Raw genomic sequence first — 24,343 nt, forward strand, 5'->3', positions numbered from 1 at the left:
TACCGAAACTGGTCTAAACTAACTATGTTATTCTACCACAAATATAGTCTGTCTACTTACGCCGAGCTGTACTAGGGGCAATCATGCAAGAGTGAAGTTATATCTATAACCAAAGCGTCTTTTCTATAATAAACAAATTATTCGGCATAATGCCTAGATGATTAGACTTTAAACTTGACTGAGCCTCCTCATTGCTCATTTTTTTCGCTAATAGCTGTAACAACTCAAGCCGCAGGGCGTTCCTAACCACAATTTAGTCTCACCAGAGTCACCCGTGCCGATCGCACCCACCCAATTTTCCCCTAAGCCACTATACCGATTCTCAAATAAGTGATGTACGCCCCGATCGCATTCCAATTCCCAGGCGTACCTGATTTTACTGAAAAGTGCTATGTAATCATCAATTCTTACATCTAATCTGCTGACTTAGGTTGCTCGACCTTGCTATCGGAGGCATTTGTAATATCAGATTCCCCCGAGTCAATTTTGTCTGTATCCTGTTTTAATTCTGATACAACTGCGCCGCGAGCACGCCAAGCTTCCGCATTCTCCGGCTTAATGGCGATCGCTCGATCGTAAGCAGCCATTACTTATTCATACTAACCCAATATAAAATCAACGCTCACTTCTAAATCGGGAAAAGCCAGCGGCGCAACTTGTTGACCGCGCTCAAACTTTTGCATCGAACTGTAGGCATTGGCCGTAACTCTGAGCGAGAAGACCTTGCAGTTCTGATTCTGTTTCCCCCATTTGAATCTTGACAACTCCTGACATTTGCGCTCTTTATATTTGGGTAGTAACTTACAAAAAAGACATCTACTAACTGTAGCACTCTTTTAGAAACTTGGTATAATTCCTGAAACTCATTTGAAGCTTTGTGAATTTATTTTTTTATTTATTTTAAACTTGTTAAGTTTTCTTTACTGATTGATACAAAATTATAATTAAAGGATATCCGTTTGAGCGCAATCCGATGGAGCCAAGGAGAGTAAAAGCCAATAAATTAATAAATTACACTTTATTAAGTTTTAATAGGTTTTAATATTTTTAGTGCATCCTAGATAGACCGGCATAGTTCGCTAAAAGCAAGCATAGCCTTTCTAACATAGTAAACTTTTGGATGTAGAAAAACCCTTTCTGACTCGCTGCCCTTGGCTCCTCTACGCTTTGTAGAAAAGTCCCGGCAAAAACTGGGCTAACTTTTGTTGAGTAAATTACTATGTTACAATCAGCTCTAACAATAATTAAGTTTTAAAACCGGCCTTAACCTTACGCTCCATTCCATTGCGATCTGTAGAATAACAATGACTATCAACTTAGCTGGCTATCAATTCGTTGAAACCCTTCACAGCGGAATAAGAACTTCAGTCGATCGCGCTCGGAAGGATTCGGACTTTTCCAGCGTGATCGTCAAGACGCTAAAGGCTGAGTATCCCACTCTTTCTGACATCACCCGCTTGCGACACGAATATCAAATTCTGCACAGCTTAAACGTAGAAGCGATTATCAAAGCCATTAGTTTAGAAACCTATAAAAACGGTTTAGCACTGATATTAGAAGATTCCGGCTCCGAGTCTCTCAACGATTGGATGAAGGATAAAAAAATCACAATCATTCAATTTCTTTCTGTGGGTCTCCAGCTTGTCTCTGCCTTAGCCGAACTCCATAAACATAACATTATTCATAAAGATATAAAGCCCCAAAATATTATCATCAACCCAGCCACTGAAAAAGTTAAAATTATTGACTTCAGCATCGCTTCGCGCCTGGAGCGAGAAAATTCGACGCTCAGCCATCCAGATTTGCTCGAAGGCACACTCGCCTATATGTCGCCAGAACAAACTGGCCGGATGAATCGGTCAATTGACTACCGCACTGATTTTTATTCACTAGGCGTTACCTTCTATGAAATGCTCACAGGCGAGTTGCCCTTTAATTCCACAGACCCGCTGGAATTGGTACACAGCCATATTGCCAAAACACCCATTCCCCCTCACCAGCTAAATCCTGAAATCCCACCACAAATTTCAGCGATTGCGATGAAGTTATTAGCTAAAAATGCTGAAGACCGCTACCAAAGCACTGAAGGACTAAAATTTGACTTAGAAACTTCCTTGCTCAAACTACAGGCTAGCGGATATATTTCCAACTTTGTTGTTGGAAGTGCGGATAAAGCAGGGCAATTAAACATACCGCAAAAGCTCTACGGTCGCGACCAAGAAATTGAAAAAATTCTAGAAACTTTCGATCGCGTTGCCAGTGGCACCAGCGAATTAATGCTGGTTTCCGGTTATTCCGGGATAGGCAAAACAGTTTTGGTCAATGAAGTTCACAAACCCATTGTGCGACAACGAGGCTATTTTATTGCGGGGAAATTTGACCAGTTCAAGCGCAATATTCCTTATGTTTCCCTGATGCAAGCATTCCAATCCTTAACTCAGCAACTTCTAACCGAAGGCGAAGTAGAAATCCAAACTAGGAAAGAAAAACTTTTATCCGCTTTAGGCGATAACGGACAAGTCATCATTGATGTTATCCCTGAAGTCGAATTAATTATTGGCAAACAGCCACCCGTAGCTGAGCTAGGGGCAACTGAAGCTCAAAACCGTTTCAGTCGAGTCTTTAAACAATTCATTGGCGTATTTACGACTATTGACCATCCCTTAGTTATCTTCCTCGATGACTTGCAGTGGGCGGATTCGGCATCGTTGAAATTAATTGAATTGCTAATAACTGATTCTGATAGCAAGTATTTATTGCTGATTGGGGCATATCGAGATAACGAAGTTTCTCCAACTCATCCGACGATTCAAACGATTGACAAGATTCGCCACACTGGTGCGACGGTGAATAATATTGTCGTTCAACCATTACACCTGGTTCATGTCGAAGAATTAATTGCGGATACTTTAAATGAATCTGGCGGTTCGGAATCCCTGTCGGTAAAGACGCGAAATTTCGCGTCTCTACTTTTTAATAAAACGCAGGGCAATCCTTTCTTCATAAGTCAACTCCTCAAAACTCTCTATCAAGAAGATTTGTTGACTTATGATTTATATTCTGGCGTCTGGCAATGGAATATCGAGCAAATTCAAGCGATCGGCATCACCGATTACAATGTTGTCGAACTGATTGCTAGAAACATACGCAAATTGCCCGAAGAGACACAAAAAGTATTAAAACTGGCGGCTTGTATTGGCAACAGTTTTAACTTAGAAGTTTTGGCGATTGTCAATCAGGAATTATCCTTAGTCACGGCGGCGCAATTGTGGGAAGCACTTCAAGCTGGGTTGATTTTACCTTTGAGCAATGAATACAAAATTCCCCTCGTATTTAGTCAGGAAGAATCGGGCCGTTTTACCTTAACTGATGTGAAGGTTGACTACAAGTTTTTACATGACCGAGTGCAGCAAGCTGCCTATTCTTTGATTCCAGATGAGCAGAAAAAAGAAACCCACTTAAAAATCGGTCAACTGCTGCTGCAAAGTACAACGCCAGAAGACCGAAAAGAAAATATTTTCGCTTTAGTTAACCAACTCAATTATGGTACTGACTTACTTATCACTGAATCCCAAAAATATGAACTAGCCCAATTGAATCTGATTGCAGGTCAGAAAGCGAAAGCTGCTACAGCCCACGATTCCGCCGTCAAATATTTGCAAGTAGGTTTATCTCTGCTAGCGGTAGATAGCTGGGAAAATCGGTATGAACTGACATTAAGTCTGCATGAGGAAGCAGCAGAATCAGCATATTTGAGTGGTGATTTTGATGCAATGCAGAGATTCGTTGAGATAGTACAAAACTGCGCCAAAACGCTGCTGGACAAAGTGAAAGTGTACGAAGTCCAGATGCAGGCTTACATAGGGCAGAACAGGCTGCTAGAAGCGGTTAATACAGCGCTACAAGTTTTAAAGCTATTAGGGGTCGAGTTTCCCTCTGAGCCGAAACCCTCCGATATTGGGCAGGCACTAGGCGAAACTGCGGCAATTTTGAGTGGAACGCCAATTGAGGATTTAATTGACCTGCCCCGAATGAGCGATCGCTATAAACTAGCAGCCATCAAACTTTTATCAAGTATCTTTGCTCCTGCATATATTGCTGCTCCTACACTGTTGCCGTTGACGGTGTGCAAACAAGTAGATTTATCCGTCCAATATGGTAATGCTCGTGTTTCTCCCATTGCTTATGCCAATTATGGTCTTCTGCTTTGCGGAGTTGTGGGAGATATTGATTCGGGTTATCAGTTTGGTCAATTAGCTTTAAGTCTGCTGTCAAAGTTAAATGCTCAAGAAATCAAAGCCAAAACAGTCGTCATAGTAAATATATTTATCCGACCTTGGAAAGAGCATCTGAGACAAACATTAGAGCCTTTGCTATCAGCTTACTCTAGCGGATTGGAAATGGGAGATTTAGAATTTGGTGCTTTTGGTCTATTGGTGTACTCTTATTTCTCTTACTATACCGGCAAAGAACTGACTGCCCTTGAAAGAGAAATGGCAATCAACAGAAATGCTATTCATAAAATTAAGCAGAAAACAGCGCTTAATTATCACGAAATTTATTTGCAGGCTACCTTAAATCTGCTCGGAAAAAGTGAAAACACCTGCCGTCTCCAGGGTGAAGCCTGCGATGAGCAGATAAGATTGCCCCTGCACCAGCAAGCAAACGACAAAGCGGCAGTTGCCTACATATATTTAAATAAAATTATACTTTGTTATTTATTTGAAAATTACTCAGAAGCGATTGAAAATACTGAGAGAGAAGAGAACTATTTGGACGCATTAGTCGCAACACCTCATCTTCCTCTATTCCATTTTTACGATTCTTTAGTACGGTTAGCGGTGTATTCCCCTAGTCCCGCGCCTGGGCAACATAAAATTTGCGATCGCGTACAAAGTAATCAAGAAAAAATGCAAAACTGGGCGGCTTATGCCCCAATCAATCATCGGCATAAATTATATTTAGTAGAAGCAGAAAAGCATCGGGTTTTAGGCGAAAAAGTAGAAGCAATGGAGATGTACGACAAAGCGATCGCTCTTGCCAAAGAAAACGAGTACATCAACGAAGAAGCACTAGCTCACGAACTCGCTGCTAAATTCTATTTTTCATGGGGTAAAGAAAAGATTGCCCGCACCTACATGACCGATTCTTATTATGCCTATATGCGCTGGGGAGCTATAGCTAAAGTTAAACATCTCGAAGAAAAATACCCGCAATTAATAGCGCGATCGCCTGCGCTCACCGAAACCCCTTTCAACCCTACGATGACAATTCCTCCTTTGACCATTACAGGCGGTCAACCAGAGTTGCTAGACTTGGCAACTGTAATGAAAGCATCGAGTGCCATTTCTAGCGAAATTGTTCTACCTAACTTGCTCAACAAGTTAATGAAAATTTTGATAGAAAACGCAGGCGCTGAAACTGGATCGCTTATTCTCTCAAAACAGGGTCAACTTGTTATAGAAGCGGCGGGGACTAAAGATGAAGTCCGAGTGCTGGAATCTTTACCAGTATCAACTTTTGGGCAAGTGCCTATATCGGTACTTAATTACGTCACCAGAACTCAGAAAGATGTGGTTTTAAATGATGCCAGCAACGAGGAAATCTTTAACGCCGACCCCTATATTACCCACCACAAACCACAATCAATTTTGTGTGCGCCTATCCTATATCAAGGTAAGTTAAGTGCCATCCTGTACCTAGAAAACAACGTGATTGCTGGCGCTTTCACGCCGAAGCGGGTAGAAGTGTTGCGGATGCTATCGGGACAAGCTGCGATCGCCTTAGAAAATGCCAACCTCTATCACACTTTAGAAGTCAAAGTAGAAGAGCGAACCGAGGAATTAAAAGCCAAAAATACGCGCCTCGAAGTAGAAGTTCAAGAGAGACAGCGAGCCGAGCAAGCAGCAGAAGCCGCAAACCGCGCCAAGAGCCAATTTCTCGCCAACATGAGCCACGAACTTCGCACGCCACTCAACGGCATTTTAGGTTATACCCAAATCCTCAAACGAGACATAGATTTAACCAGTCAGCAAATTTCTGGTATTAATATCATTCATCAGTGTGGCGAACACCTCCTAACTCTGATCAATGACGTTTTAGACCTCTCCAAAATCGAAGCCGGAAAAATGGAACTCTACCTCACCGAGTTTCACCTGTCAGACTTTCTCCAAGGCATTACTGAAATCTGCCAGATTCGCGCCCACCAGAAGGGAATCTCTTTGATTTACGAACCGCTAACTCAACTTTCCACTTGCGTCCAAGCCGATGAAAAAAGGTTGCGGCAAATTCTCATCAACTTACTCGGCAATGCCATAAAATTCACCGAAAAAGGAGGCGTTAGTTTTAAAGTAGACAGACTGGATATTCAGCAATCTTTGTCATCACCGATCGCCAATTCCCAATCCCTAACAGCAAAATTTATTTTCCAAGTAGAAGATACAGGCATTGGCATCACGCCGGAGGAACTCTCAAAAATATTTTTGCCCTTCGAGCAAGCCAGCGGTTCAGTTAGCCAGATAGAGGGGACAGGATTAGGGCTGCCAATTAGTCGCCAATTAGTGGAGATGATGGGCGGCGAACTGAAAGTACAAAGCTCTTTAGGTAAAGGCAGTATTTTCTGGTTTGAGTTAGAGTTGCCTATTACCGAAAGCTGGGAAGGGTATCAAAAAGAACCTGAAAAATTTATCAGGGGTTTCTCAGGCGAGCGACGGAAAATTTTAGTCGTTGACGATCGCTGGGAAAATCGTTCTGTACTCGTTAATCTTTTAGCTCCCATTGGGTTTGAATTAATGGAGGCAACGGACGGTCAAGACTGCGTGAATAAAGCGCTGTTATTTCAACCTGACTGTATTATAATTGACTTAGTAATGCCAGTTATGGACGGCTTTGAAGCGGTGAGGCGGCTCAGGAAAATCCCTCCATTGAAGGATGTAATCGCGATCGGAACTTCTGCTAGCATTTTATCGGGCGATCCCCAAAGCATTTTCCAGGCTGGTTGCAACGCTTTTCTCCTCAAACCAATTCGGGCAGAAAAGTTATTAGAATGCTTGGGGCACCATTTACGTTTAGAATGGGTTTATGATGAGCGAACAACTTTCAGTTTAGAAGGTCTCTTCACCGATCCCCCTTCCCAAATCCAAGACCAACAACTGATTGCTCCCCCTTCGGAAGAAGTTGCAGTCCTGTTCGATTTAGCCATGAAAGGTGAACTACTCAGTATTGAGAAGCGAGCCAGCAAGCTGAAGGCAATAGATATGCGTTATGCACCTTTTGCCAATCAGTTACTTGAATTAACCAAAAACTTTGAAGAAGACAAATTAGTAGAATTTGTTCAACAGTTTAGATGAGGACTAAAAATGACTAGCGAATCTTTAGACAGAGGCACCATTTTAATTGTAGATGATACGCCCACTAATCTGGGTTCAGTATTGGATTTTTTGAGCGCATCTGGCTTCACTGTTTGGGTAGCTCGCAGTGGGTCTAGCGCTCTCAAAAAAGTGCAATATTCCCAGCCGGATTTAATTTTGCTGGATGTTCTGATGCCAGAGATGAACGGATTTAAAACCTGTCAACATCTAAAAGCAAATGACTTAACTAAAGATATCCCAGTCATTTTTATGACCGCGCTGGACGATACAGAAAGCAAAGTCCAAGGCTTTAATGTGGGGGGAGTTGATTATATCACTAAGCCCCTTCAACAGGAAGAAGTTTTAGCTCGGGCTATCACGCACCTGAATCTGCGAAATCTAACTAAAAAGCTTCAGGCGCAAATTGTCGAACGCGAGCAAGCGCAAGCCGACCTACAAGTTTTAGCACAAGAGCTAGAGACGCGAGTAGAACAGCGCACTGCTGAACTTTCCCAAACGAATGAACGCCTCAAGCAGGAGGCTGCTGAACGTAAGCTTGCAGAAGCAGCTTTGCAAGCATCGGAAGCACGAGAGCGGCACAAAGCCCTACAGCTCGAAAATTCCCTGCACGAACTCAAGCAGGTGCAAAGCCAGCTCATTCAGAGCGAAAAAATGTCCGGGCTAGGCCAACTCGTCGCTGGCGTAGCCCATGAAATCAATAATCCAATTAATTTTATTTATGGAAATCTTTCCTATGCTCTGGAATATTCAAAAACTTTGGTCACTATCCTTGACCTCTACGAAAAGCACTATCCTCATCCGCCTCAAGATATACAAGCAGAAATCGTGGCAAGCGAGCTAAATTATCTCAAAGACGACTTGCCTAAATTGTTCAAATCGATGTACTTAGGAGCCGATCGCATCCGCGAAATTGTTTTATCTTTGCGCCTATTCGCACGGCAAGAAGGATATGAAATGAGAGCGGTCAACCTTCACGAAGGCATGGACAGCACGCTGATGATTTTACAGAGCCGACTAAAATTTAACTCAGACCGCCCCTCGATAGAAGTGGTGCGGGACTATTGCCCAAACCTGCCCGAAGTGGACTGTTATGGGGGAGAAATGAATCAGGTATTTATGAATGTACTTGCAAATGCGATCGATGCTATTGACGAGTGGAACACGCAGAGAGCGCTAGAAGAAATTAAAGCGAATCCTAGCGTGATTCGGATTAGCACAGAAATAACCAGCAGCAATTGCTTAGCTGTCCGAATTGTGGACAATGGGCCAGGGATCTCGGAAGAGGTTCGTCGCCACGTATTTAACCCGTTTTTTACGACAAAACCCCCCGGTAAGGGCACAGGGATTGGGCTGTCGATTAGCTGGCAAATTGTAGTGGAAAAACACCGGGGAAGATTGGAGTGTATTTCTGCACCAGGCGGGGGAACAGAGTTTATTATTGAGATTCCGATTCGGCAGGAGTCTCCTGTCTTGTCGCTGTCAGCTTGATATAATTTCGGGTATCTTCATCCATAATTGTGCGCTGTGATGGGCAATCGCGGGGTTTCTGCGATTGCCCATCACCGCGCACAATTACCAACAAGAAAATTCGGGTGTGTACGTAGCGGTGTAGGCTACACCTAATATCATTTCCGGTTACACTCCTTATGATGTTGACTGTTGACGGTTGACTGTTGACTGTCAACCGTCAACCGTCAACAGTCACCAGTGAACTCGAATTTACTATTCCGGCGCAACCGGAATTGATATAACTAACTGTCCGAAGAATCATCGGATTGTGGCTGTTTTTGAGTATCTTTTTCCCCGGCACTAAATCCTTCTGTATCCTGCTTTAATTCTGATACAAGTGCGCCTCGATCGCGCCAAGCTTCCGCATTTTCGGGTTTGATGGCAATAGCTCGATCGTAAGCTGCCATTGCTTCCTCATACCGCTTTAATTCGGACAAAGCTATCCCCACATGACGCCAAGCATCGTAGGAGTCTGGCTTAATAGCAATCGCTTTCTCATAAGCTGCGATCGCTTCTTCATGGCGCTGCAATTTTGCCAATGATTCACCTTTACAAAACCAAGCTTCGTAACACTCGGAATTAAGGGTAATTGCGGATTCGTAAGAGGCAATTGCTGCTTCATGCTGCGACAGTTTGTCGAAAGCTGCACCTCGGTTGTGCCACACTTCAAAATCCTGCGGTTTAATCGCTATTGCTTTGTCGTAGGATTCGATCGATTCTTGATATCGCTGCATTTTTCCGAGCACAGCGGCTCTATTGTACCAAACTTCGTATTTGTCGGGCCGGATGCCGATCGCCCGATCGTAAGAATCAATAGCATCACTGTAGCGGAGCAGTCTCCACAGCATATTGCCTCGATTGTACCAAGTTTCATATCTCTTGGAATTGAGTTCAAGAGCGCGATCGTAAGAATCAACTGCTGCTGCGTACTGCTGTACTTTGGCCAGCATCGCACCTCGGTTGTGCCAAATTTCGCTGTCGGTTGCTTTGATAGCGAGGGCGCGATCGTAACTGGCGATCGCTTCTTCGTAATGCTGCAATTGACCCAACAAAGCCGCTATACTGTGCCAACAAGCGTATTTTCGGGATTCGCTCGAACTTGCTCGTTCGTAACAGGCGATCGCCTCTTCGTACTTCTGCAATTTTGCCAGCAAACTCGCTTTATTATACCAGGCTTCGTAGTTATCCGGTTTAATTAATATTGCTTGGTCGTAACAGGCGAGTGCTTCTTCCATGCGCTGCAATTTTATTAATACATTTCCGCGCCAATACCAAGCCTCATGCAAAAATTTATTCGCTAAAACAGCTTTTTCCAAGCAAACTAATGCTTCATCATAATTGCCTTGACAATAAAGCCCTTCGGCTTGCTTGATATAATCGTCAGCAATCAAATTTTCGTTGTTAGTAAGTGCTGTTTGCGAATTTTGGGAATTGTTTAAGGCCGGTTGAGGTGCAATTTTGAGAGCTTCTTTGGCAACAACTGCGGGAACTTGGGAAATTTCTTGAACAATTTGAGATTTTTTCTCGTCAACTTCTGTCCGCAAAACTTGCAAGTGCATGATAAATTGCGATTTGAGAGTCTCAATTTGCTCGACAGAAGATTTGGAAAGTTCAGTTTCTCTAGTTAAAAAATCAATAGAGTGTTTAGCCGCACTCATTTGCGCTTCTAATTCATTTCTCAACTTTTGAGTCAGTTGGCTAGAATTTATGAGTTCTGATTCCAATACACCAATGCCTTGCAATCGTTTATTGGCATCAGCAACCAAGTGTTTGATGATCAGCCGTCGCATCATCCAAAAAAAGGCAATTGTTACTGGTGGAAATACGGTACCAAGAATTAGTAAAATATTCAGCAGAGTTATGGTAGTATTAAAACCATATCCAGATTCAGAACTGGCACCAGACGGGGAAATAAAAGCGAAAACATCGCGAACTTGAGGATTGCTTTCAACCCCAGTTTCGATTAATTTAGACAGCCAGGTTTCTTGTAAAGATTTTGTTAGTTCATCGCCGGATGCAGCAGGAGTATTCGCCTTGGTTTTCGCAGTAGCAGATACATCGGGTTGAGCGGCCGCTACCAGCAAACCTGTCGGCGATTTTACAGCAATTCGCGGGGAAAATTGTTCGTAGGCGATCGTCTCAGGCTCACTAATTGGCTCAGCCCGACGGGATGCGGTAGTATTTGGGAAAAATTGTTCGTGGGCGATCGTCTCAGGCTCACTAATTGACTCAGCCGGACGCGATGCGGTAGTATTTGGGGAAAATTGTTCGTGGGTGATCGTCTCAGGCTCACTAATTGACTCAGCCGGACGCGATTCAGTATTATTTACCGCATCAACAAAGTTGCTAGCCTGCGGTGTCTCAGGAGAAATAGGATGTGCAGCAGGATTGGCGCTAGTATTAGCAGTTAAATTGTGGGATGCGAGGGCAGCCAGAGTCAAGAGAGCTAGATTAGAGACGCGCATAAACGTCAACTCATTTAGGAGAAATTAGTGCTTGATTGTCAGCGATCGGGCGATCGACCTCATCGTCTCAGCAGTTAGAATAGCTGACATGAGGAATGCTGACTTACTATCTCCAAAATACGCGCGGAGTCTGACTTTTCAGGAAAACTGCCAGTAATTCTGGCTGGGGAACTTTGGTGAAAGAATATATTCTCCGGCCTGATGCGGTTGGATAACTCTCGGAATCATCATTAGGCTGGTAGGGGTGGCTTCACCAATCTGCACAATTAGCCAACTATCCGGGTGAACCCGCCCCAACCGACCCGATTTTTAACTCTAAACCCCAGCTAAAACCGCTTCCGGCTGCTGATGTTCAACCGCCACTTCTTCTAAATCAGCGCCGAAAATTTCACAGCTATTATTCGGACTTTCAATCAGCTTAATTTTGTGCAACTCTGCGCCCAATTCCCGAACGGGCGATCGCAATAATTGCCCGATCCGAACAGCAATATTCTCCGCAGTCGGCACAACATTCTCAAAATAAGCAATATCCTTATTTAAAAAAGTGTGATCGAACGGTTCAACAACATAATCGTCAATAGCTTTTTGCAAAGCTCCCAAATCAGCAATCATGCCAGTCCGCGCATCAATTTCCCCTTTAACAGTCACCTCTAAATGATAATTGTGACCGTGACCGTTGGGACGAGCACATTTGCCGTAAACTTCCGAGTTTTCTTCAAAGCTCAAATCGGGACGAGCCAACCGATGGGCGGCGCTAAAATGAGTGGACAAAGTTAAATAAGCTTCCATTCCGTTTCCTAAATATTCAGCCCAAAGTTCGGGATGTTCAAACAATTGAATTTTGCTCAGAGGTAAATGAGGGGCTAGCCGCAGCCAAATTTGCCGTGCTATGTTTTCGGTAGTTGGCAGAGTCTGCTCAAATTCCGGCCACGCTTCGTTGAGAAAGGAAAAATCGAGATCCTTGATAACTTCCCGCTTGATGACGTGCTTGACATCAGACAGGTTGAGCACCATGCCGTACTCGTCGAGTTCGCCTATCATGGAAACGTAAAGGACGTAATTGTGTCCGTGTCCCGGTGCGCGGGCAGTTGGACCAAACCGCTCAAAGTTCTCGGCTTCGCTTAACTCCGGCAGCCAGTACCGGTGACTCGCCGAAAACTGTGCCCGACGATTGATGATGCACTGCATAAAAGTCAAGTAGGGTAAGCTTGTTAAGTTCTGTAAAGGACTTACTTCTTAAGGATAAACTAATTTTTGCTGGAATTTTTCGATTATTTGAGGGTGCTGTAAATGAATTTCTACCAATTTTCCAAATATTGGCCACAAGTCGCCGATCGCGCTGCCGGGCCCATTTTACGCCACAACACAGATATCCGGCAGAAAATACCGCTACAAAATAGTTTTTCGCCATCAGTTACTAACCCATCAGTTACGAGTCTTTGAGAGAGTGGGTGAAGCTGAGCTATTCCCAAGGGAACCGACTTTTTTGCCACACAGGACACTCCACAGTTCGAGTTTTTCGCCTAAGCTCTGCAATAGTTAGCCGTTGGCAGTTCAGTTGCGCTCAAAACTAATCACCAATTACCGATTACCCACTATTAATGAATTCGATTACTGCACGAGCCGATCGCTTTTTTGACCATTTATCGGGTGCGATGACAACCCCGCTATTCTATATCGGGGACACTCATCTGTCCATCAGTGCGATCGTCAAACTGATAATCTTAGCTATATTTGCCTTGATTATAGCTAAGATTATCAGTGAAGGAATCAAGCGCAGCGTGCTAGTTCGGATGAGATTGGATCGCGGCAGTCGAGAAGCAATTTCTACGATCATTAGCTATATTTTAGCCACTATTGGCTGTATATTCGTCCTGCAAGGTTCCGGCATCAACCTCACTTCTCTCACCGTCTTAGCTGGGGTTGTCGGCATTGGTTTCGGCTTCGGCTTGCAAAATCTCGCCAGTAACTTTATCAGCGGGCTCACCCTGCTATTCGAGCACCAAATTAGAGTCGGAGACTTTATTGAAATAGACAAGTTATTAGGAACAGTAGAAACAATTTCTATCCGCTCTACCATTATTAAAACAATTGACGGTCTATTTGTAATCATACCAAATATTAAGTTTGTCGAAACTAATATTATTAACTGGAGTTACAGAGACCCCAGATGTCGCCTCCATATCCCCATCGGCGTTGCTTACGGATCTGACCCCGTAATAGTTACGGAAGCGCTGTTAATTGCGGCGCGGATGGAATCGAATGTTCTGTCCCATCCTTCTCCTAAAGTATGGTTTCACGGTTTTGGAGATAATGCTTTAAATTTTGAACTTTTGGTTTGGATTGACCAGCCACAGGAAAGCGATGCTATTAAAAGCGCGGTAAATTTTTTAATAGATTACGAATTGCGCCACCGAAATATCGAAATTCCCTTTCCCCAACGGGATTTGTGGCTGCGAAACCCGCAAGAGTTAACTCAACTTTTTCACAATAACAAAGATGATAATTCCAACGGGAAAGTTTTTCCGCAGGATGCCAAACATTCAGCAGATTTACAATCTAATTCCACCCTTTCTGAACCTAAAAATTCAGTACCTAAATCCCCCAATAATTGGACGCTGCGAGATTTGTTGCGGCGAGTAACTTATTTTGAACAGTGTACGGATTTAGAACTGCGACAGTTGATTGAATACGGCTACCGACAACTGTTTCCAGCAGGACAGGTTGTATGTAAAGAGAATGACCCTGGCGATTCTTTTTATATTATTCTTTCGGGGACTGTAGAAGTTCTTTCTCAAAAAGCCGGTCAGTATATTGCTACACTTCACGAGGGCGAGTTTTTTGGGGAAATATCTTTGCTGTTGGGTACTCCGAGAACGGCGACTGTTAAAACTAGCGAAGATGCAATTTTGTTTGTGGTGGAACGCCACGATTTGCAAAAACTTTTAAGAGAACAACCCAATTTAGCAGATCAGATTGCTCAAAAATTGTCGGAACGCCAGCAAGCTTTGAGAGATTTGGGATTGTTAGATGGTGACTCTCTGGAACAAACTCCTTTTATTAAAATTCGCAAGCGAATTCAAGTCCTTTTTGGAATTTGAAAGAAGGAAGTTCGGCAACGGATTCGCTCCACGGATGTAACGGATGTCAGGAATAAGGAAGAGGGAAGAGGGAACAATCTGCTTTTTTAACTTTTAATTTTTAATTCATCCTGCGCTTCCCGCCGCAGTCTAGCGGCAATTCTAAACAGTTCTTGACCGGTGTGCAAGTGGCGATCGTCATAATTGAGGGTAAATAAATACAATTCTTCTATGCCGTCTCCGACTTGATTGATACAGTAGTAGAGATGGGCGGCAACTCCGGCTACATTAGATGGATTGGGCATTGATGTAAGAAAGTTATGAGCTTTTTTGAGGAACTCGCGGCTGGTTTCGATATAAAGTTGAAACTTTTCTATCAGTTCGTCATCAAACGGATCTGCTGACAATTCGTCTATTTCTTTTTTAAGTGGCTTCAAGATGCTGTTGAGCATTCTATTGACTGGTTTGTATACTTTAATTAGCCACTGTTCCATTAGTTCATCCGCCTCCCTTGCTGTTTGTTTTTGCTGGCGGCTGACGTTTGGTGCGCTGGGTGATTGCTGTTCACTTTCCTGGGAAAGTTGGCGATCGTAAGATTGTCTGTGCTGGGCGTCTCCTAATATTTCATAGGCTGCATTGAGGCGGACAATTTCTTCGTGACCCGCTGTGTCGCTGCGGCTGTCTGGATGAAATAATTTGACTAAACGGCGGTATGCTTGTTTAATCTCGGCTTGTGTTGCGGTTGGGCTAATCTTTAGGGTTTTATAGTGATTGATAACGGAAGACACGCTGTTATTTCCTTGAAATCTGGATGAGCTATGAAAAAGTCCTTGACAAAAATATCATTATTTGCTAATTTTTTAATTATTTATCTGATATAAATGTCAAAAATTGTCAGTAAAAAACCTCAGTTTTCAACTTATCATAAATCTATTTTAGAAAAACATTGAGGCTTTGGAAGTGGTAAGCCGATCGACATTGAGGACTCCTATAGCCCTGCTCCCGCCAACAGTTAGCTGCTTCTTTTCTTTTCTCTTCCTTCGCCACAAGAGAGCTCAACGCCCGCTTCGCTAACACGCCAAAAGCAGTTCAAAAAAAAGCGCCTTCAGAAATTCGGCATCATTCGCGATCGAGGGATTTACAACCTATGCCAATTCTTTAAACTAAAAAGCAAAGCAGGGCGTACACTGTACGCCCTATGCTCTGTGTTGCTGCTACTTGGGCTGGAGGCTAGCCTAGTTGATGGCCATCGCCAGATTGAGTTCTGGATCTTGGAACAAGGGAGTGCTGAGATAGCGTTCGCCGAAGCTAGGCTGAATCATCACAATCAATTTCCCTGCATTTTCGGGGCGCTTGCCGACTTTCACCGCCGCACATAGTGCCGCACCGCTGGAAATACCGGACAAAAGTCCTTCTTCTCTGGCCAAGCGGCGGCCATAGGCGATCGCCTCGTCATCCGTAACAACTATAATTTCGTCGATCGAATCGACATTCAGCACCGGCGGCACAAAACCAGCACCGATACCTTGAATTTTGTGAGGCCCAGGCTTTCCGCCCGACAGTATCTGACTATTGGCCGGCTCAACGGCGATCGCCTTAAACTCGGGTTTCCGCGACTTAATCACCTCTGCGACACCCGTAATCGTACCGCCCGTGCCGACTCCCGAAATCAGGAAATCCACCTCGCCGTCTGTATCTTCCCAAATTTCCTCAGCCGTTGTCGAACGGTGAACCTGCGGGTTCGCTGGATTCCGAAACTGCTGTAACATATACGCATTGGGAGTTTTGTCCACAATCTCTTGAGCGCGGCGGATGCAGCCACTCATGCCCTCAATTCCGGGAGTCAGTTCTAGTTGGGCCCCGTAAGCTCGCAGCATCGATCGGCGTTCCGTGCTCATCGTATCCGGCATGGTCAAAATCAACTGGTAGCCCTTAGCCGCTGCCACCATTGCCAGAGCAATTCCGGTATTGCCAGAAGTCGGTTCCACTAAAACCGTTTTGCCTGGACTAATCAGCCCTTCGGCCTCGGCTTGATTGACCATATTGACACCGATGCGGTCTTTCACCGATGCTGCCGGATTCATGCCTTCGAGTTTTACCACAATCCGAGCCACGCAGCCTTCAGCTTGGGGAATGCGGTTGAGTTGCACCAGGGGCGTCCGCCCTACCAATTCTGTAATGTCGCCAGCAATACGCATAATCTTTGTCAGTTTGTGGTTGAAAGTAAATGTTAATTCCTAGTTGGCAATCTTAACTAGATGTAATACATGATATCGAGCTGCCGTCTGCCATTGCGCTTTTCGCGCAGATCCTGTAGCGTGTATTTTTGCAAAACTGAGTTGGCAATCGATCGAGCTTCTTGCCAAACTTCCCAAATTACCGCACTTTCTACAGTTTGAGCAGGCGAGTCTTTTTCAGAGCGATCGAAATCTGAGCCTTCGAGACAGTTGATAATTTCTAGGAGTGTAATTTTCCAGGGTTCCCTCGCCAAGATATAACCTCCCTTAGCTCCTCGCTGGCTGCGAATGAGGCCGCAGCGTCTCATGGTAGCCAGCAACTGCTCTAAATATCGATCTGGAATATTTTGCTGAGCCGCTATCTGGCGAATTTGCAGAGGCTCGCCTTCTTCGTAGCAATCGGCAAGCTCCAGCAAAGCTAAGATTGCGTATTCGCTTTTACAGGAGAGTTCTACCATAATTGCTTCCAATACCAGAATTATCAACTCCGAAGTCAGATGTTAAAATTCTCCTCAATGTTGAGCTCCCAATTCTAACTCCTAACTTTACCTTTTATTATACCCCGGTTTTCCACTGAACTTAATCGACTTTCATCACTTCATCGTTGGAACGATCCGCACTCTCGCTTCTGTGAAACCCAGTTGCTAGTTTCGACTCTATCTCCGCTTCCACGACGGCATTACCTCAAGAAACCGGGTTTCTGCGTCTATGACTAATAATTTTTAATTTTTAATAGATTCTCGGCGCCCCTTTGTCCCGTAAACAAAAAAGCCCTGCAGTAGGCAGGGCTAAACTGGGCCTTTAGAGTTGCCAGCAGAGAGGGTATGACCCCCCTCCACCTGCCTCCTCTAACCCGCTCTTAGAAGGTGAAAGTCGTTCTCAGAGTACCAATGATGATGTCATCATTACGGTCATCTTGATTAGGATTAGTCACCCAAATCACGCCCGGAGTAACAGAAATGTTGTCCGAGAGCTGAAACTTGTAGAAACCTTCAACGTGATAGGAATCATCGTTGCGGAAGCTCCGCAAACTCCTCGAAGCTTCAAGTTTATCCAAGTAAGGCTCACGACCTACCACGATCCCTAGCAAGTTGCCTTCTTTCCCTAAATCAGGCAAAGCCAAGGTGACAGCGTAGTTCCAGATTTTCGCATCGCCGATGCCGAGAATGCGGGCATTGGTTAAACCAGCCCAGCCACCAAGGATAAATCTCGGGCTCAGCCGCAACGAAGCCTGAGCCCCGTAGGAGTTGCTGACAACTTTGCGAGCATTGAAGCCCTCAAAGCCTTCGCTTAAACCGTTGAGAGAATTAGCCACGCCGGTACCTGTGAAACCGCCGAGACTGCCTGGCCCATTCGATAAAGCATTGTCAAACCCAAAGTTACCTCTGCTAAAGTAACCGTGGTTGTAGTTGAATGCAACTTGCAAGTTGCGTCCGGGGGTAAAAGTCAACTGACCCATCGCCGCGTAGTCGCCGTTCGTCAAGCCTGCACCCCTAGCTGGACTGGCTGCATTTGACGCCAAATAACCAAATGACAGAGAAGTCGGGCCGAACACGCCGCCCAGCAAGCCCCTGCCACCGAAGGCATAGTCAAAGCCGATACCTGAGCCACCGCCCAAACGATAAATCGGGTTCCGCTGTCCAAAGGTGCTCAATGACCCGTTGCCGCCGTCAAAGTCTTCAAAATAAGGGTTGACAGTCGGCATAATGTCGTCCCAAACGCCAGCGTTGGCTATCAGGCTAACGTTCAGTCGCTGACCGACGGGGAACTTGTACAGCAAGGTATCCAGGGCAACAACGTTGTCGGTTCTGCCGACAAAATTCCAAGTTTGAGTGCCTTCGCTGGTAGCACCAAGGTTGAAGTTGCGACCATTGCCGACTTGAAGCCGTGTCAGCAGTAAGTCTCTGCCTGTGAAGCTCGTATTTAAATTCAGGCGCACCCGTTGTTGGAAGACAGCTTCGTTGTTGTCGCTGCCTACTCTTCTGTTGTCTGTGCCAAACAAGCCAACGTTGCCACCAAAGTCATCGCTGAGAGCGAAAATAGCTTCCCCAGTCAGCTTAGTAGTGGTGGAGAATTGGTTGGCTTCGAGTTCGGATGTCCGAGCTTCCAGAGCATCGACGCGACCGCGCAGGGTTGCCAGTTCCGCTGCAAATTCTTCTTGGAGCCGTTGGAGGGCTGCCAAGTCATCTCTCGTAGCGAAGTTGCCAGTGCCACCTCTAATTAGCTCGCTCACCTTGTCTAAGCAAGCATTTAAACCGGCTGCGAATTCGTAGCGAGTCATTGCCCGGTTGCCGCGGAAAGTTCCGTCGGGATAACCGGCAATACAGCCGTAGCGCTCGACTAGGGATTGCAGTGCTTGGAAGGCCCAGTCTGTGGGCCGCACGTCGGAAAGTTGGGAAACAGAGGTAACTTGACCTTGAGTTTCGCCGCCGGCAGCACCTTCGCTGCTGTACTGGTTGAGCTGTTCTAATGTGGCGGCTGGGTTTTGCTCTTGTGGTGCGGCAGTTTGGGCTAAAGATTCAGCCGGTTGTGGCAAACTTTGTTCTGCCGACTCTGCCACTGCCGGGGCTGGAGTTTCTAATTGAACTGCACCGATTTGCTCTGGGAGAGCGGTAGCTGCCGGGGCTGGAGTTTCTAGTTGGGCTGCCGGGGCAGAATTTTCTACTGGTTGAGCGACTGTTGGCTCAACTGCGGCTAAAGATTCACTTGTAGGTTGTGATGCTGCTTGGGGATTTGCGTCTGCAGGGGCTGTGTTGGCTCCGACGATCGCACTTTCAGTTGCAGCCGTGGCCGAATCTTCAATCGCTGCGTGGGTTTCGCTGCCAGCGACTTGGGAAATTTCTTCTACTGGCTCGGAGACTGCGATTGTTTCGGAAACAGCAGCTAAAGCATTGAGTTTCGCTTCTGAGGTTTCAGCGGTTTCAGCTTTGGCGGCAGCGGGCTGGAGCGCATCAGCAGCCTGCTGAGCGTCTGCTGCCATCGCGCTCGAAGAAACTACTAGGGTAGCTCCTAAGACTGCTGGGCTGATTAATAGGTAACTCCACAAAAATTTCGACATATTCACTCTCATCCTCACACCGATTACAGAGAAACTTTTCTAGTCTTCTATGTGGTCAGTTGTTGCTCAACTAGCATACTCTAAAAAGAGACCTAAAATTCACTTTTTCTTTTGATTCTTTCGGGCTGACCAAGTATATAGATGTGACTGACGGCTGCAGAGAGCCTGTTTTTTAACCTGTAGTCAAGTGCGTCAAAACCCGACCCTGCTTGGGTTGTGGATTGATTTGACTACTGACACTAGATAGCGCCCGATCGCCTTATTTACTTTTTAGCACAGCACGCCCGACTCGTCTAGGCTGATTCGACTTTAACCTCCAAGCTGTGCCCGAGGACGCTAAAGACTTGGCGATGATCGAACAATTCTAACAAATCAGCGTTGATTTTGTTGTGAGCTGCTTCTTGCCGCAAAATTTTCATCGCTGCCTCTGTTCGCAGAGCTCGCTTGTAGGGGCGATCGCCTGCTGTCAGGGCGTCGTAAATATCGGCGATCGTCATCAATTGTGCTTGAAGTGGAATTTCTGACTTGTTTAAACCTCGCGGATAGCCTGTGCCGTCGAGTTTTTCGTGATGTCCGTAGGCAATGTCTGGAACATTTTTCAAATCCTTTGTCCAAGGAATTTGTTTGAGAAACTCGTAAGTGTGAGTTACATGAGATTCTATTTCAGAGCGTTCTTCCGGCGTCAGGTTGCCCCTCGACACCATCAATTGCAAGATCTCGTCTGGGTTCAGCAGGGGTTTCTTTGCCCCATCTATATCTCTGTAAGTTTGTCGAGAAATCTCTCGCAGTTGAGCTAGGGGTTCTGCTGCCAAAATGTGAGGCTCGTTTGCCTCTAGCAGCACTTCCCAGTATTCTGCTAATCTGGTTTTTGCCTCTGCTAGCTTAGTGTCTAGCTGTTCGATTTCCTGGCACTGAGCGCACTCTGGCTCCTGGGTCGGGTGTTTTCGGTAGGCTGAATGCTCCAGCAAGTATTTATATTTAGACTGGACGCATTCCATTTCCATTGTCCGTTGAGCTAAGCCAAAGCGATGGCGAATGATTTCTAGCTGTGCGGGGTAGAGCTTTTTCTGTTTGGTCAAAACTGCTTCGGGGACTCCAATTTTGCCAAAATCGTGCAGCAGGGCGGCGTAGCGAAGTTCTTGAATTTGGCGGTTGTTAAAGTAAATAGAGCGCAGTTCTCCGCTGCTGACGGTGTTTACTTCTTCACAAAGGCGTACTGTGAGGGCTGCTACTCGTTCTGAATGGCCGTAGGTACAGGGGTCTCTAGCTTCTATGACTTGCACCGAGGCTTTGACGAAGCCCTCGAACAAATGTTCTATGCTGTCTTGGAGTTGATTGCGCTCGATCGAGATTGCTGCTTGAGAAGCGAGCGAGCGAACTATCCTTTCTTCCCACTCCGAATACTGCTGCGTCGATTCCCAGGCATTGTCTGCTGTCAGCACCGTATCTGCCTTTGTTTTGCGGTTGATTAGTTGCAGTACACCTATTGTCTCCCCCTGTCGGTTTTGCATCGGCAGTACCATTACCGAGCAAGTGCGGTAATCAATATCCCTGTCAAAACTGGTATCTAGCCGATAGGGTACGCCGGGGGGTAAGTCGTAGGCATCAGACAGGTTCAAACTTTGACCTGTAATTGCCACGTATCCCGCCAAACTTTTGTCTGTCAGCGGCAGAGCAAACTCTTTAAATGACAGGCTCGGTTTAGAAGCATTTTGGGCTACCTTGAACAGCAGCTTAGATGTTTCGTCGCTGTGATCTACTAAGTAAACGCTGCCAGCATCGCTGTAGGTAATTTCCCTACTTTTGGATAAAATTAAGTTTAACAAGTCGCCCAAATCTTGGGCGCTCGACAGAGCTGCGCCAATATCTAAAAGCTTTTCTATCAGATCGGTTTTTTCTGCTGCCGACTCGTTCTTGAACTCTGGCTTTTCAAATACGATCATGTTCGGATGATGGGGAATAGCCTTTTATAGATTGAACGTTTGGCCTCTCGACTTTTTCACACCTGATTTTAACCCCAAGTTGATTTTTTATTTGCGAGCTTTCCGCGATCGGGGACTGTAGCTAGATGCAGGACTCTTGTTGGGTCAACGGGCACTCTTTTAATCTAGCGCAGAAATCTCTTGGGCTAACGCAAAGTCTTTCTCAGTTAAGCCTCCGGCATCGTGGGTTGTTAAGTTAACTGTAACTTTGTTGTAGGAGATTTCTATGTCGGGGTGATGTCCTGCGGCTTCTGAGGGAGCGACCAACTTATTTACAAAGGCGATCGCTTCGATAAAATCTTTAAATAAACGGGTAGAGCGCAGTTGTTTACCTTCAATTGTCCAACCTGACAATTGACTGGCGCCCTCTTGAATTTCAGTATTATTAATTAGCTCAGCCATAATTTTTTTTCTTTGGGATTAGCAATGGCAGATTAACTGCCAACGTTTAGAAACCCTGACCAAAAACTATCCGCTCTCACCAATAGCGTTTAGTCTCAAGTTTTAATACTTAAGATTTAACACTATTTGAGGTGAGAGCGGTCTAGCGGGTCTTCAGATTAGAACCTGACTGCCGGGAGAATCCCTAGCTCAGCCTGGTTCCCCGTGGAAGTCGTTTCCCGTTGGAGACGACGGCTGACTGCTAGTGAGCGGCCCCGGCGCACAGCCGGTAGTTTCCAATCTGATGACCCATGCGTTTACTACTTTCTATCATGGGCATCACCTCCAGGTTTAGCTAAATGGCTTAATATTGGAACGCACATCACCTAAATACAAGATTTAAGGTGATGATTTGTGCGCTAGCCATTGCCAGCGTTACCAGAAGAACTTGCGTTCTGAGTATCGTTCTAGTATTCACAATTATTAGAATAACACAAGGAATTAGAAGTGGGGGGATGCAAAGGGAGATTTTTGAAGATGATGGCCAATTACTGCTGCTGGAACTTCTTTGATCGATCTCTACAGCAATCGGGCGATCGCACTTTCGGCCATTTGTTTATATTTTCTTCAGAATCCGGGCTGTGCGGTTATCCGGTGCATGGCAACTCTGGCGGCGGGGAAAGGTCGATCGATTTCTTGCCAGATAGGAGAGTTCGCCAGATATAAAGACACAAGTTGTTCTAGCTACAGGCAGAGTTGGTTTTTGTACAAAATCAACTTTTTTTAGGGCGCTAATTCGATCGAATCCTGGAAACAAAAAGCTCCTGCCTGGTGGCGGGAGCTTTTTGAGCATTAAGGGTAAAGCCTAAACTGCTTTATCTTACCCTTTTAAAATGTTGGAAATTTTGATATTTCGCGCTGATTACAGAGCGTTACCGCGAGGCAGAACTTCTTCAGGGAAGATGAAGTTTTCGTGGGGTTGGTCTGTCGGAGCCATCCAAGCACGAATGCCTTCGTTAAGCAGAATGTTTTTAGTGTAGAACGTTTCAAACTCAGGATCTTCAGCAGCGCGTAATTCTTGTGATACAAAGTCATAGGCGCGCAGGTTTAATGCTAAACCGACAATGCCAATGGAGCTCATCCACAAGCCTGTGACAGGTACGAACAGCATGAAGAAGTGCAACCAGCGCTTGTTGGAGAAGGCAATTCCGAAGATTTGCGACCAAAAGCGGTTGGCTGTCACCATCGAGTAGGTTTCTTCTGACTGAGTTGGGTTGAAGGCGCGGAAGGTGTTTGAGCCTTCGCCGTCTTCAAACAAGGTGTTTTCTACGGTTGCACCGTGGATGGCGCACAACAGCGCACCGCCCAAGATGCCTGCAACGCCCATCATGTGGAAGGGGTTGAGCGTCCAGTTGTGGAAGCCTTGCAGGAATAGCAAAAAGCGGAAAATTGCTGCGACGCCGAAACTGGGGGCGAAGAACCAGCCTGATTGACCCAAGGGGTAAAGCAGGAACACCGACACAAACACGGCGATGGGGCCGGTGAATGCTAGGGCGTTGTAGGGACGGATGCCGACTAAACGGGCGATTTCAATCTGACGCAGGCAAAAGCCGATCAGTGCGAAGGCGCCGTGGAGGGCGACAAATGTCCACAAACCGCCGAGTTGGAACCAGCGGGTAAAGTCCCACTGCGCTTCGGGGCCCCACAGGAACAGCAGGGAGTGTCCGAGGCTGTTGGCTGGGGTGGAGACTGCTACGGTGAGGAAGTTGGCTCCTTCGAGGTAGGAGCTTGCCAAACCGTGGGTGTACCAGGATGTGACGAAGGTGGTGCCTGTTAACCAGCCACCGATGGCTAGGTAGGCGCAGGGGAATAGCAGGATGCCAGACCAGCCTACGAAGACGAAGCGATCGCGTTTGAGCCAGTCGTCGAGTACATCAAATATGCCTCTTTCGGTCTGGGCGCGTCCGACTGCGATTGTCATTTACGCAAATCTCCAAATGGATATAATTACAACGGATCTGTCTCTAGTCATGAGTCTTCCACCGTTGCCTCTGCTTAGCAGAAAACAAGTTGGATTATGAACAGACTTTACTTTTCTTTACCGTATTGACGATTATAGAGGTAATTCTTTACAAGAGCAAGTTTTTCTTAAAAAACTTTTGGCTCTTGACTTTTGACTTGTGCGAAGTCCCCGAAGCCCTCGAAGTCCCCGAAGTCTTTGCCCTGCATTTGGGAACTTCTACTATATAGGAGTCTCTGCG

17 protein-coding genes are annotated in these 24,343 nt (G+C 45.7%); 6 read left to right on the plus strand and 11 right to left on the minus strand.

The window, feature by feature from the left end:
* Positions 1–413 precede the first annotated feature (413 nt).
* Positions 414–587 carry a hypothetical protein gene (locus tag QUA90_RS17190; RefSeq protein WP_333330105.1) on the minus strand — a complete coding sequence of 58 codons (174 nt, stop codon included), beginning with the start codon at positions 585–587 and terminating at the stop codon, positions 414–416.
* A gap of 717 nt (positions 588–1,304) precedes the next feature.
* Here QUA90_RS17190 and QUA90_RS17195 point away from each other — a divergent pair.
* On the plus strand, positions 1,305–7,349 hold the full coding sequence (locus QUA90_RS17195) for an AAA family ATPase (protein ID WP_333446710.1): 6,045 nt from the start codon (positions 1,305–1,307) through the stop codon (positions 7,347–7,349).
* A gap of 9 nt (positions 7,350–7,358) precedes the next feature.
* Positions 7,359–8,858 (plus strand): response regulator, encoded by a 1,500-nt coding sequence (locus QUA90_RS17200; protein WP_333446712.1) that lies wholly within the window; start codon positions 7,359–7,361, stop codon positions 8,856–8,858.
* 263 nt (positions 8,859–9,121) lie between these two features.
* Here the strand turns inward: QUA90_RS17200 and QUA90_RS17205 are convergent, their stop codons facing one another.
* Positions 9,122–11,344, minus strand: coding sequence for a tetratricopeptide repeat protein (locus QUA90_RS17205; protein WP_333446714.1), 2,223 nt, complete (start codon positions 11,342–11,344; stop codon positions 9,122–9,124).
* A gap of 31 nt (positions 11,345–11,375) precedes the next feature.
* On the opposite strand from QUA90_RS17205, the gene QUA90_RS17210 reads away from it, so the two are divergent.
* The gene (locus QUA90_RS17210; RefSeq protein WP_333330094.1) at positions 11,376–11,501 is read left to right on the plus strand and encodes a hypothetical protein; all 126 of its coding nucleotides are present in this window, start codon (positions 11,376–11,378) and stop codon (positions 11,499–11,501) included.
* 158 nt (positions 11,502–11,659) lie between these two features.
* Here QUA90_RS17210 and QUA90_RS17215 read toward each other — a convergent pair whose 3' ends face one another.
* Positions 11,660–12,532 (minus strand): 6-carboxytetrahydropterin synthase, encoded by an 873-nt coding sequence (locus QUA90_RS17215; RefSeq protein WP_333330091.1) that lies wholly within the window; start codon positions 12,530–12,532, stop codon positions 11,660–11,662.
* Positions 12,533–12,642: 110 nt separating this feature from the next.
* Positions 12,643–12,837 carry a hypothetical protein gene (locus tag QUA90_RS17220; RefSeq protein ID WP_333330089.1) on the minus strand — a complete coding sequence of 65 codons (195 nt, stop codon included), beginning with the start codon at positions 12,835–12,837 and terminating at the stop codon, positions 12,643–12,645.
* 108 nt (positions 12,838–12,945) lie between these two features.
* Here QUA90_RS17220 and QUA90_RS17225 point away from each other — a divergent pair, with 108 nt between their 5' ends.
* Entirely contained in the window at positions 12,946–14,445 is a 1,500-nt protein-coding gene (locus tag QUA90_RS17225) for a cyclic nucleotide-binding domain-containing protein (RefSeq protein ID WP_333330086.1), read from the plus strand.
* A gap of 86 nt (positions 14,446–14,531) precedes the next feature.
* On the opposite strand, the gene QUA90_RS17230 is transcribed toward QUA90_RS17225, so the two are convergent.
* From QUA90_RS17230 to QUA90_RS17255, 6 genes are all read right to left on the minus strand, one after another.
* Positions 14,532–15,212, minus strand: a complete 681-nt coding sequence (locus QUA90_RS17230; RefSeq protein ID WP_333330083.1) for a J domain-containing protein — start codon at positions 15,210–15,212, stop codon at positions 14,532–14,534.
* Between the two features lie 447 nt (positions 15,213–15,659).
* Positions 15,660–16,622 carry a cysteine synthase A gene (cysK, locus tag QUA90_RS17235; protein ID WP_333446717.1) on the minus strand — a complete coding sequence of 321 codons (963 nt, stop codon included), beginning with the start codon at positions 16,620–16,622 and terminating at the stop codon, positions 15,660–15,662.
* Between the two features lie 56 nt (positions 16,623–16,678).
* Positions 16,679–17,119 (minus strand): Rrf2 family transcriptional regulator, encoded by a 441-nt coding sequence (locus QUA90_RS17240; protein WP_333330078.1) that lies wholly within the window; start codon positions 17,117–17,119, stop codon positions 16,679–16,681.
* A gap of 401 nt (positions 17,120–17,520) precedes the next feature.
* Positions 17,521–19,719, minus strand: coding sequence for an iron uptake porin (locus QUA90_RS17245; protein WP_333446719.1), 2,199 nt, complete (start codon positions 19,717–19,719; stop codon positions 17,521–17,523).
* 293 nt (positions 19,720–20,012) lie between these two features.
* A complete protein-coding gene (locus tag QUA90_RS17250; protein ID WP_333446721.1) occupies positions 20,013–21,662 on the minus strand; it encodes an HD domain-containing phosphohydrolase in 1,650 nt (549 codons plus the stop codon).
* Between the two features lie 159 nt (positions 21,663–21,821).
* Positions 21,822–22,103: a 4a-hydroxytetrahydrobiopterin dehydratase gene (locus QUA90_RS17255; RefSeq protein ID WP_333446723.1), complete on the minus strand. Its 282-nt coding sequence runs from the start codon at positions 22,101–22,103 to the stop codon at positions 21,822–21,824.
* A gap of 516 nt (positions 22,104–22,619) precedes the next feature.
* Between QUA90_RS17255 and QUA90_RS17260 the strand changes: the two genes are divergently transcribed.
* Entirely contained in the window at positions 22,620–22,808 is a 189-nt protein-coding gene (locus QUA90_RS17260; protein ID WP_333446725.1) for a hypothetical protein, read from the plus strand.
* A gap of 196 nt (positions 22,809–23,004) precedes the next feature.
* Here the strand turns inward: QUA90_RS17260 and psbD are convergent, their stop codons facing one another.
* Complete coding sequence (psbD, locus tag QUA90_RS17265) at positions 23,005–24,063, minus strand: photosystem II D2 protein (photosystem q(a) protein) (RefSeq protein WP_333055206.1); 1,059 nt, start codon at positions 24,061–24,063, stop codon at positions 23,005–23,007.
* Positions 24,064–24,152: 89 nt separating this feature from the next.
* Here psbD and QUA90_RS17270 point away from each other — a divergent pair, with 89 nt between their 5' ends.
* Complete coding sequence (locus QUA90_RS17270; RefSeq protein ID WP_333055207.1) at positions 24,153–24,332, plus strand: hypothetical protein; 180 nt, start codon at positions 24,153–24,155, stop codon at positions 24,330–24,332.
* Positions 24,333–24,343 lie beyond the last annotated feature (11 nt).

This window comes from Microcoleus sp. D3_18_C4, assembly GCF_036702355.1.
Taxonomy (GTDB): Bacteria; Cyanobacteriota; Cyanobacteriia; order Cyanobacteriales; family Microcoleaceae; genus Microcoleus.

Excerpts from the sequence above, each read along its gene's own strand:
- QUA90_RS17190 (WP_333330105.1), bottom strand. The coding sequence starts at position 587 with ATGGCTGCTTACGATCGAGCGATCGCCATTAAGCCGGAGAATGCGGAA.
- QUA90_RS17195 (WP_333446710.1), top strand. The coding sequence starts at position 1,305 with ATGACTATCAACTTAGCTGGCTATCAATTCGTTGAAACCCTTCACAGC.
- QUA90_RS17200 (WP_333446712.1), top strand. The coding sequence starts at position 7,359 with ATGACTAGCGAATCTTTAGACAGAGGCACCATTTTAATTGTAGATGAT.
- QUA90_RS17205 (WP_333446714.1), bottom strand. The coding sequence starts at position 11,344 with ATGCGCGTCTCTAATCTAGCTCTCTTGACTCTGGCTGCCCTCGCATCC.
- QUA90_RS17215 (WP_333330091.1), bottom strand. The coding sequence starts at position 12,532 with ATGCAGTGCATCATCAATCGTCGGGCACAGTTTTCGGCGAGTCACCGG.
- QUA90_RS17225 (WP_333330086.1), top strand. The coding sequence starts at position 12,946 with ATGAATTCGATTACTGCACGAGCCGATCGCTTTTTTGACCATTTATCG.
- cysK (WP_333446717.1), bottom strand. The coding sequence starts at position 16,622 with ATGCGTATTGCTGGCGACATTACAGAATTGGTAGGGCGGACGCCCCTG.
- QUA90_RS17240 (WP_333330078.1), bottom strand. The coding sequence starts at position 17,119 with ATGGTAGAACTCTCCTGTAAAAGCGAATACGCAATCTTAGCTTTGCTG.
- QUA90_RS17245 (WP_333446719.1), bottom strand. The coding sequence starts at position 19,719 with ATGTCGAAATTTTTGTGGAGTTACCTATTAATCAGCCCAGCAGTCTTA.
- QUA90_RS17250 (WP_333446721.1), bottom strand. The coding sequence starts at position 21,662 with ATGATCGTATTTGAAAAGCCAGAGTTCAAGAACGAGTCGGCAGCAGAA.
- QUA90_RS17255 (WP_333446723.1), bottom strand. The coding sequence starts at position 22,103 with ATGGCTGAGCTAATTAATAATACTGAAATTCAAGAGGGCGCCAGTCAA.
- QUA90_RS17260 (WP_333446725.1), top strand. The coding sequence starts at position 22,620 with ATGATGGCCAATTACTGCTGCTGGAACTTCTTTGATCGATCTCTACAG.
- psbD (WP_333055206.1), bottom strand. The coding sequence starts at position 24,063 with ATGACAATCGCAGTCGGACGCGCCCAGACCGAAAGAGGCATATTTGAT.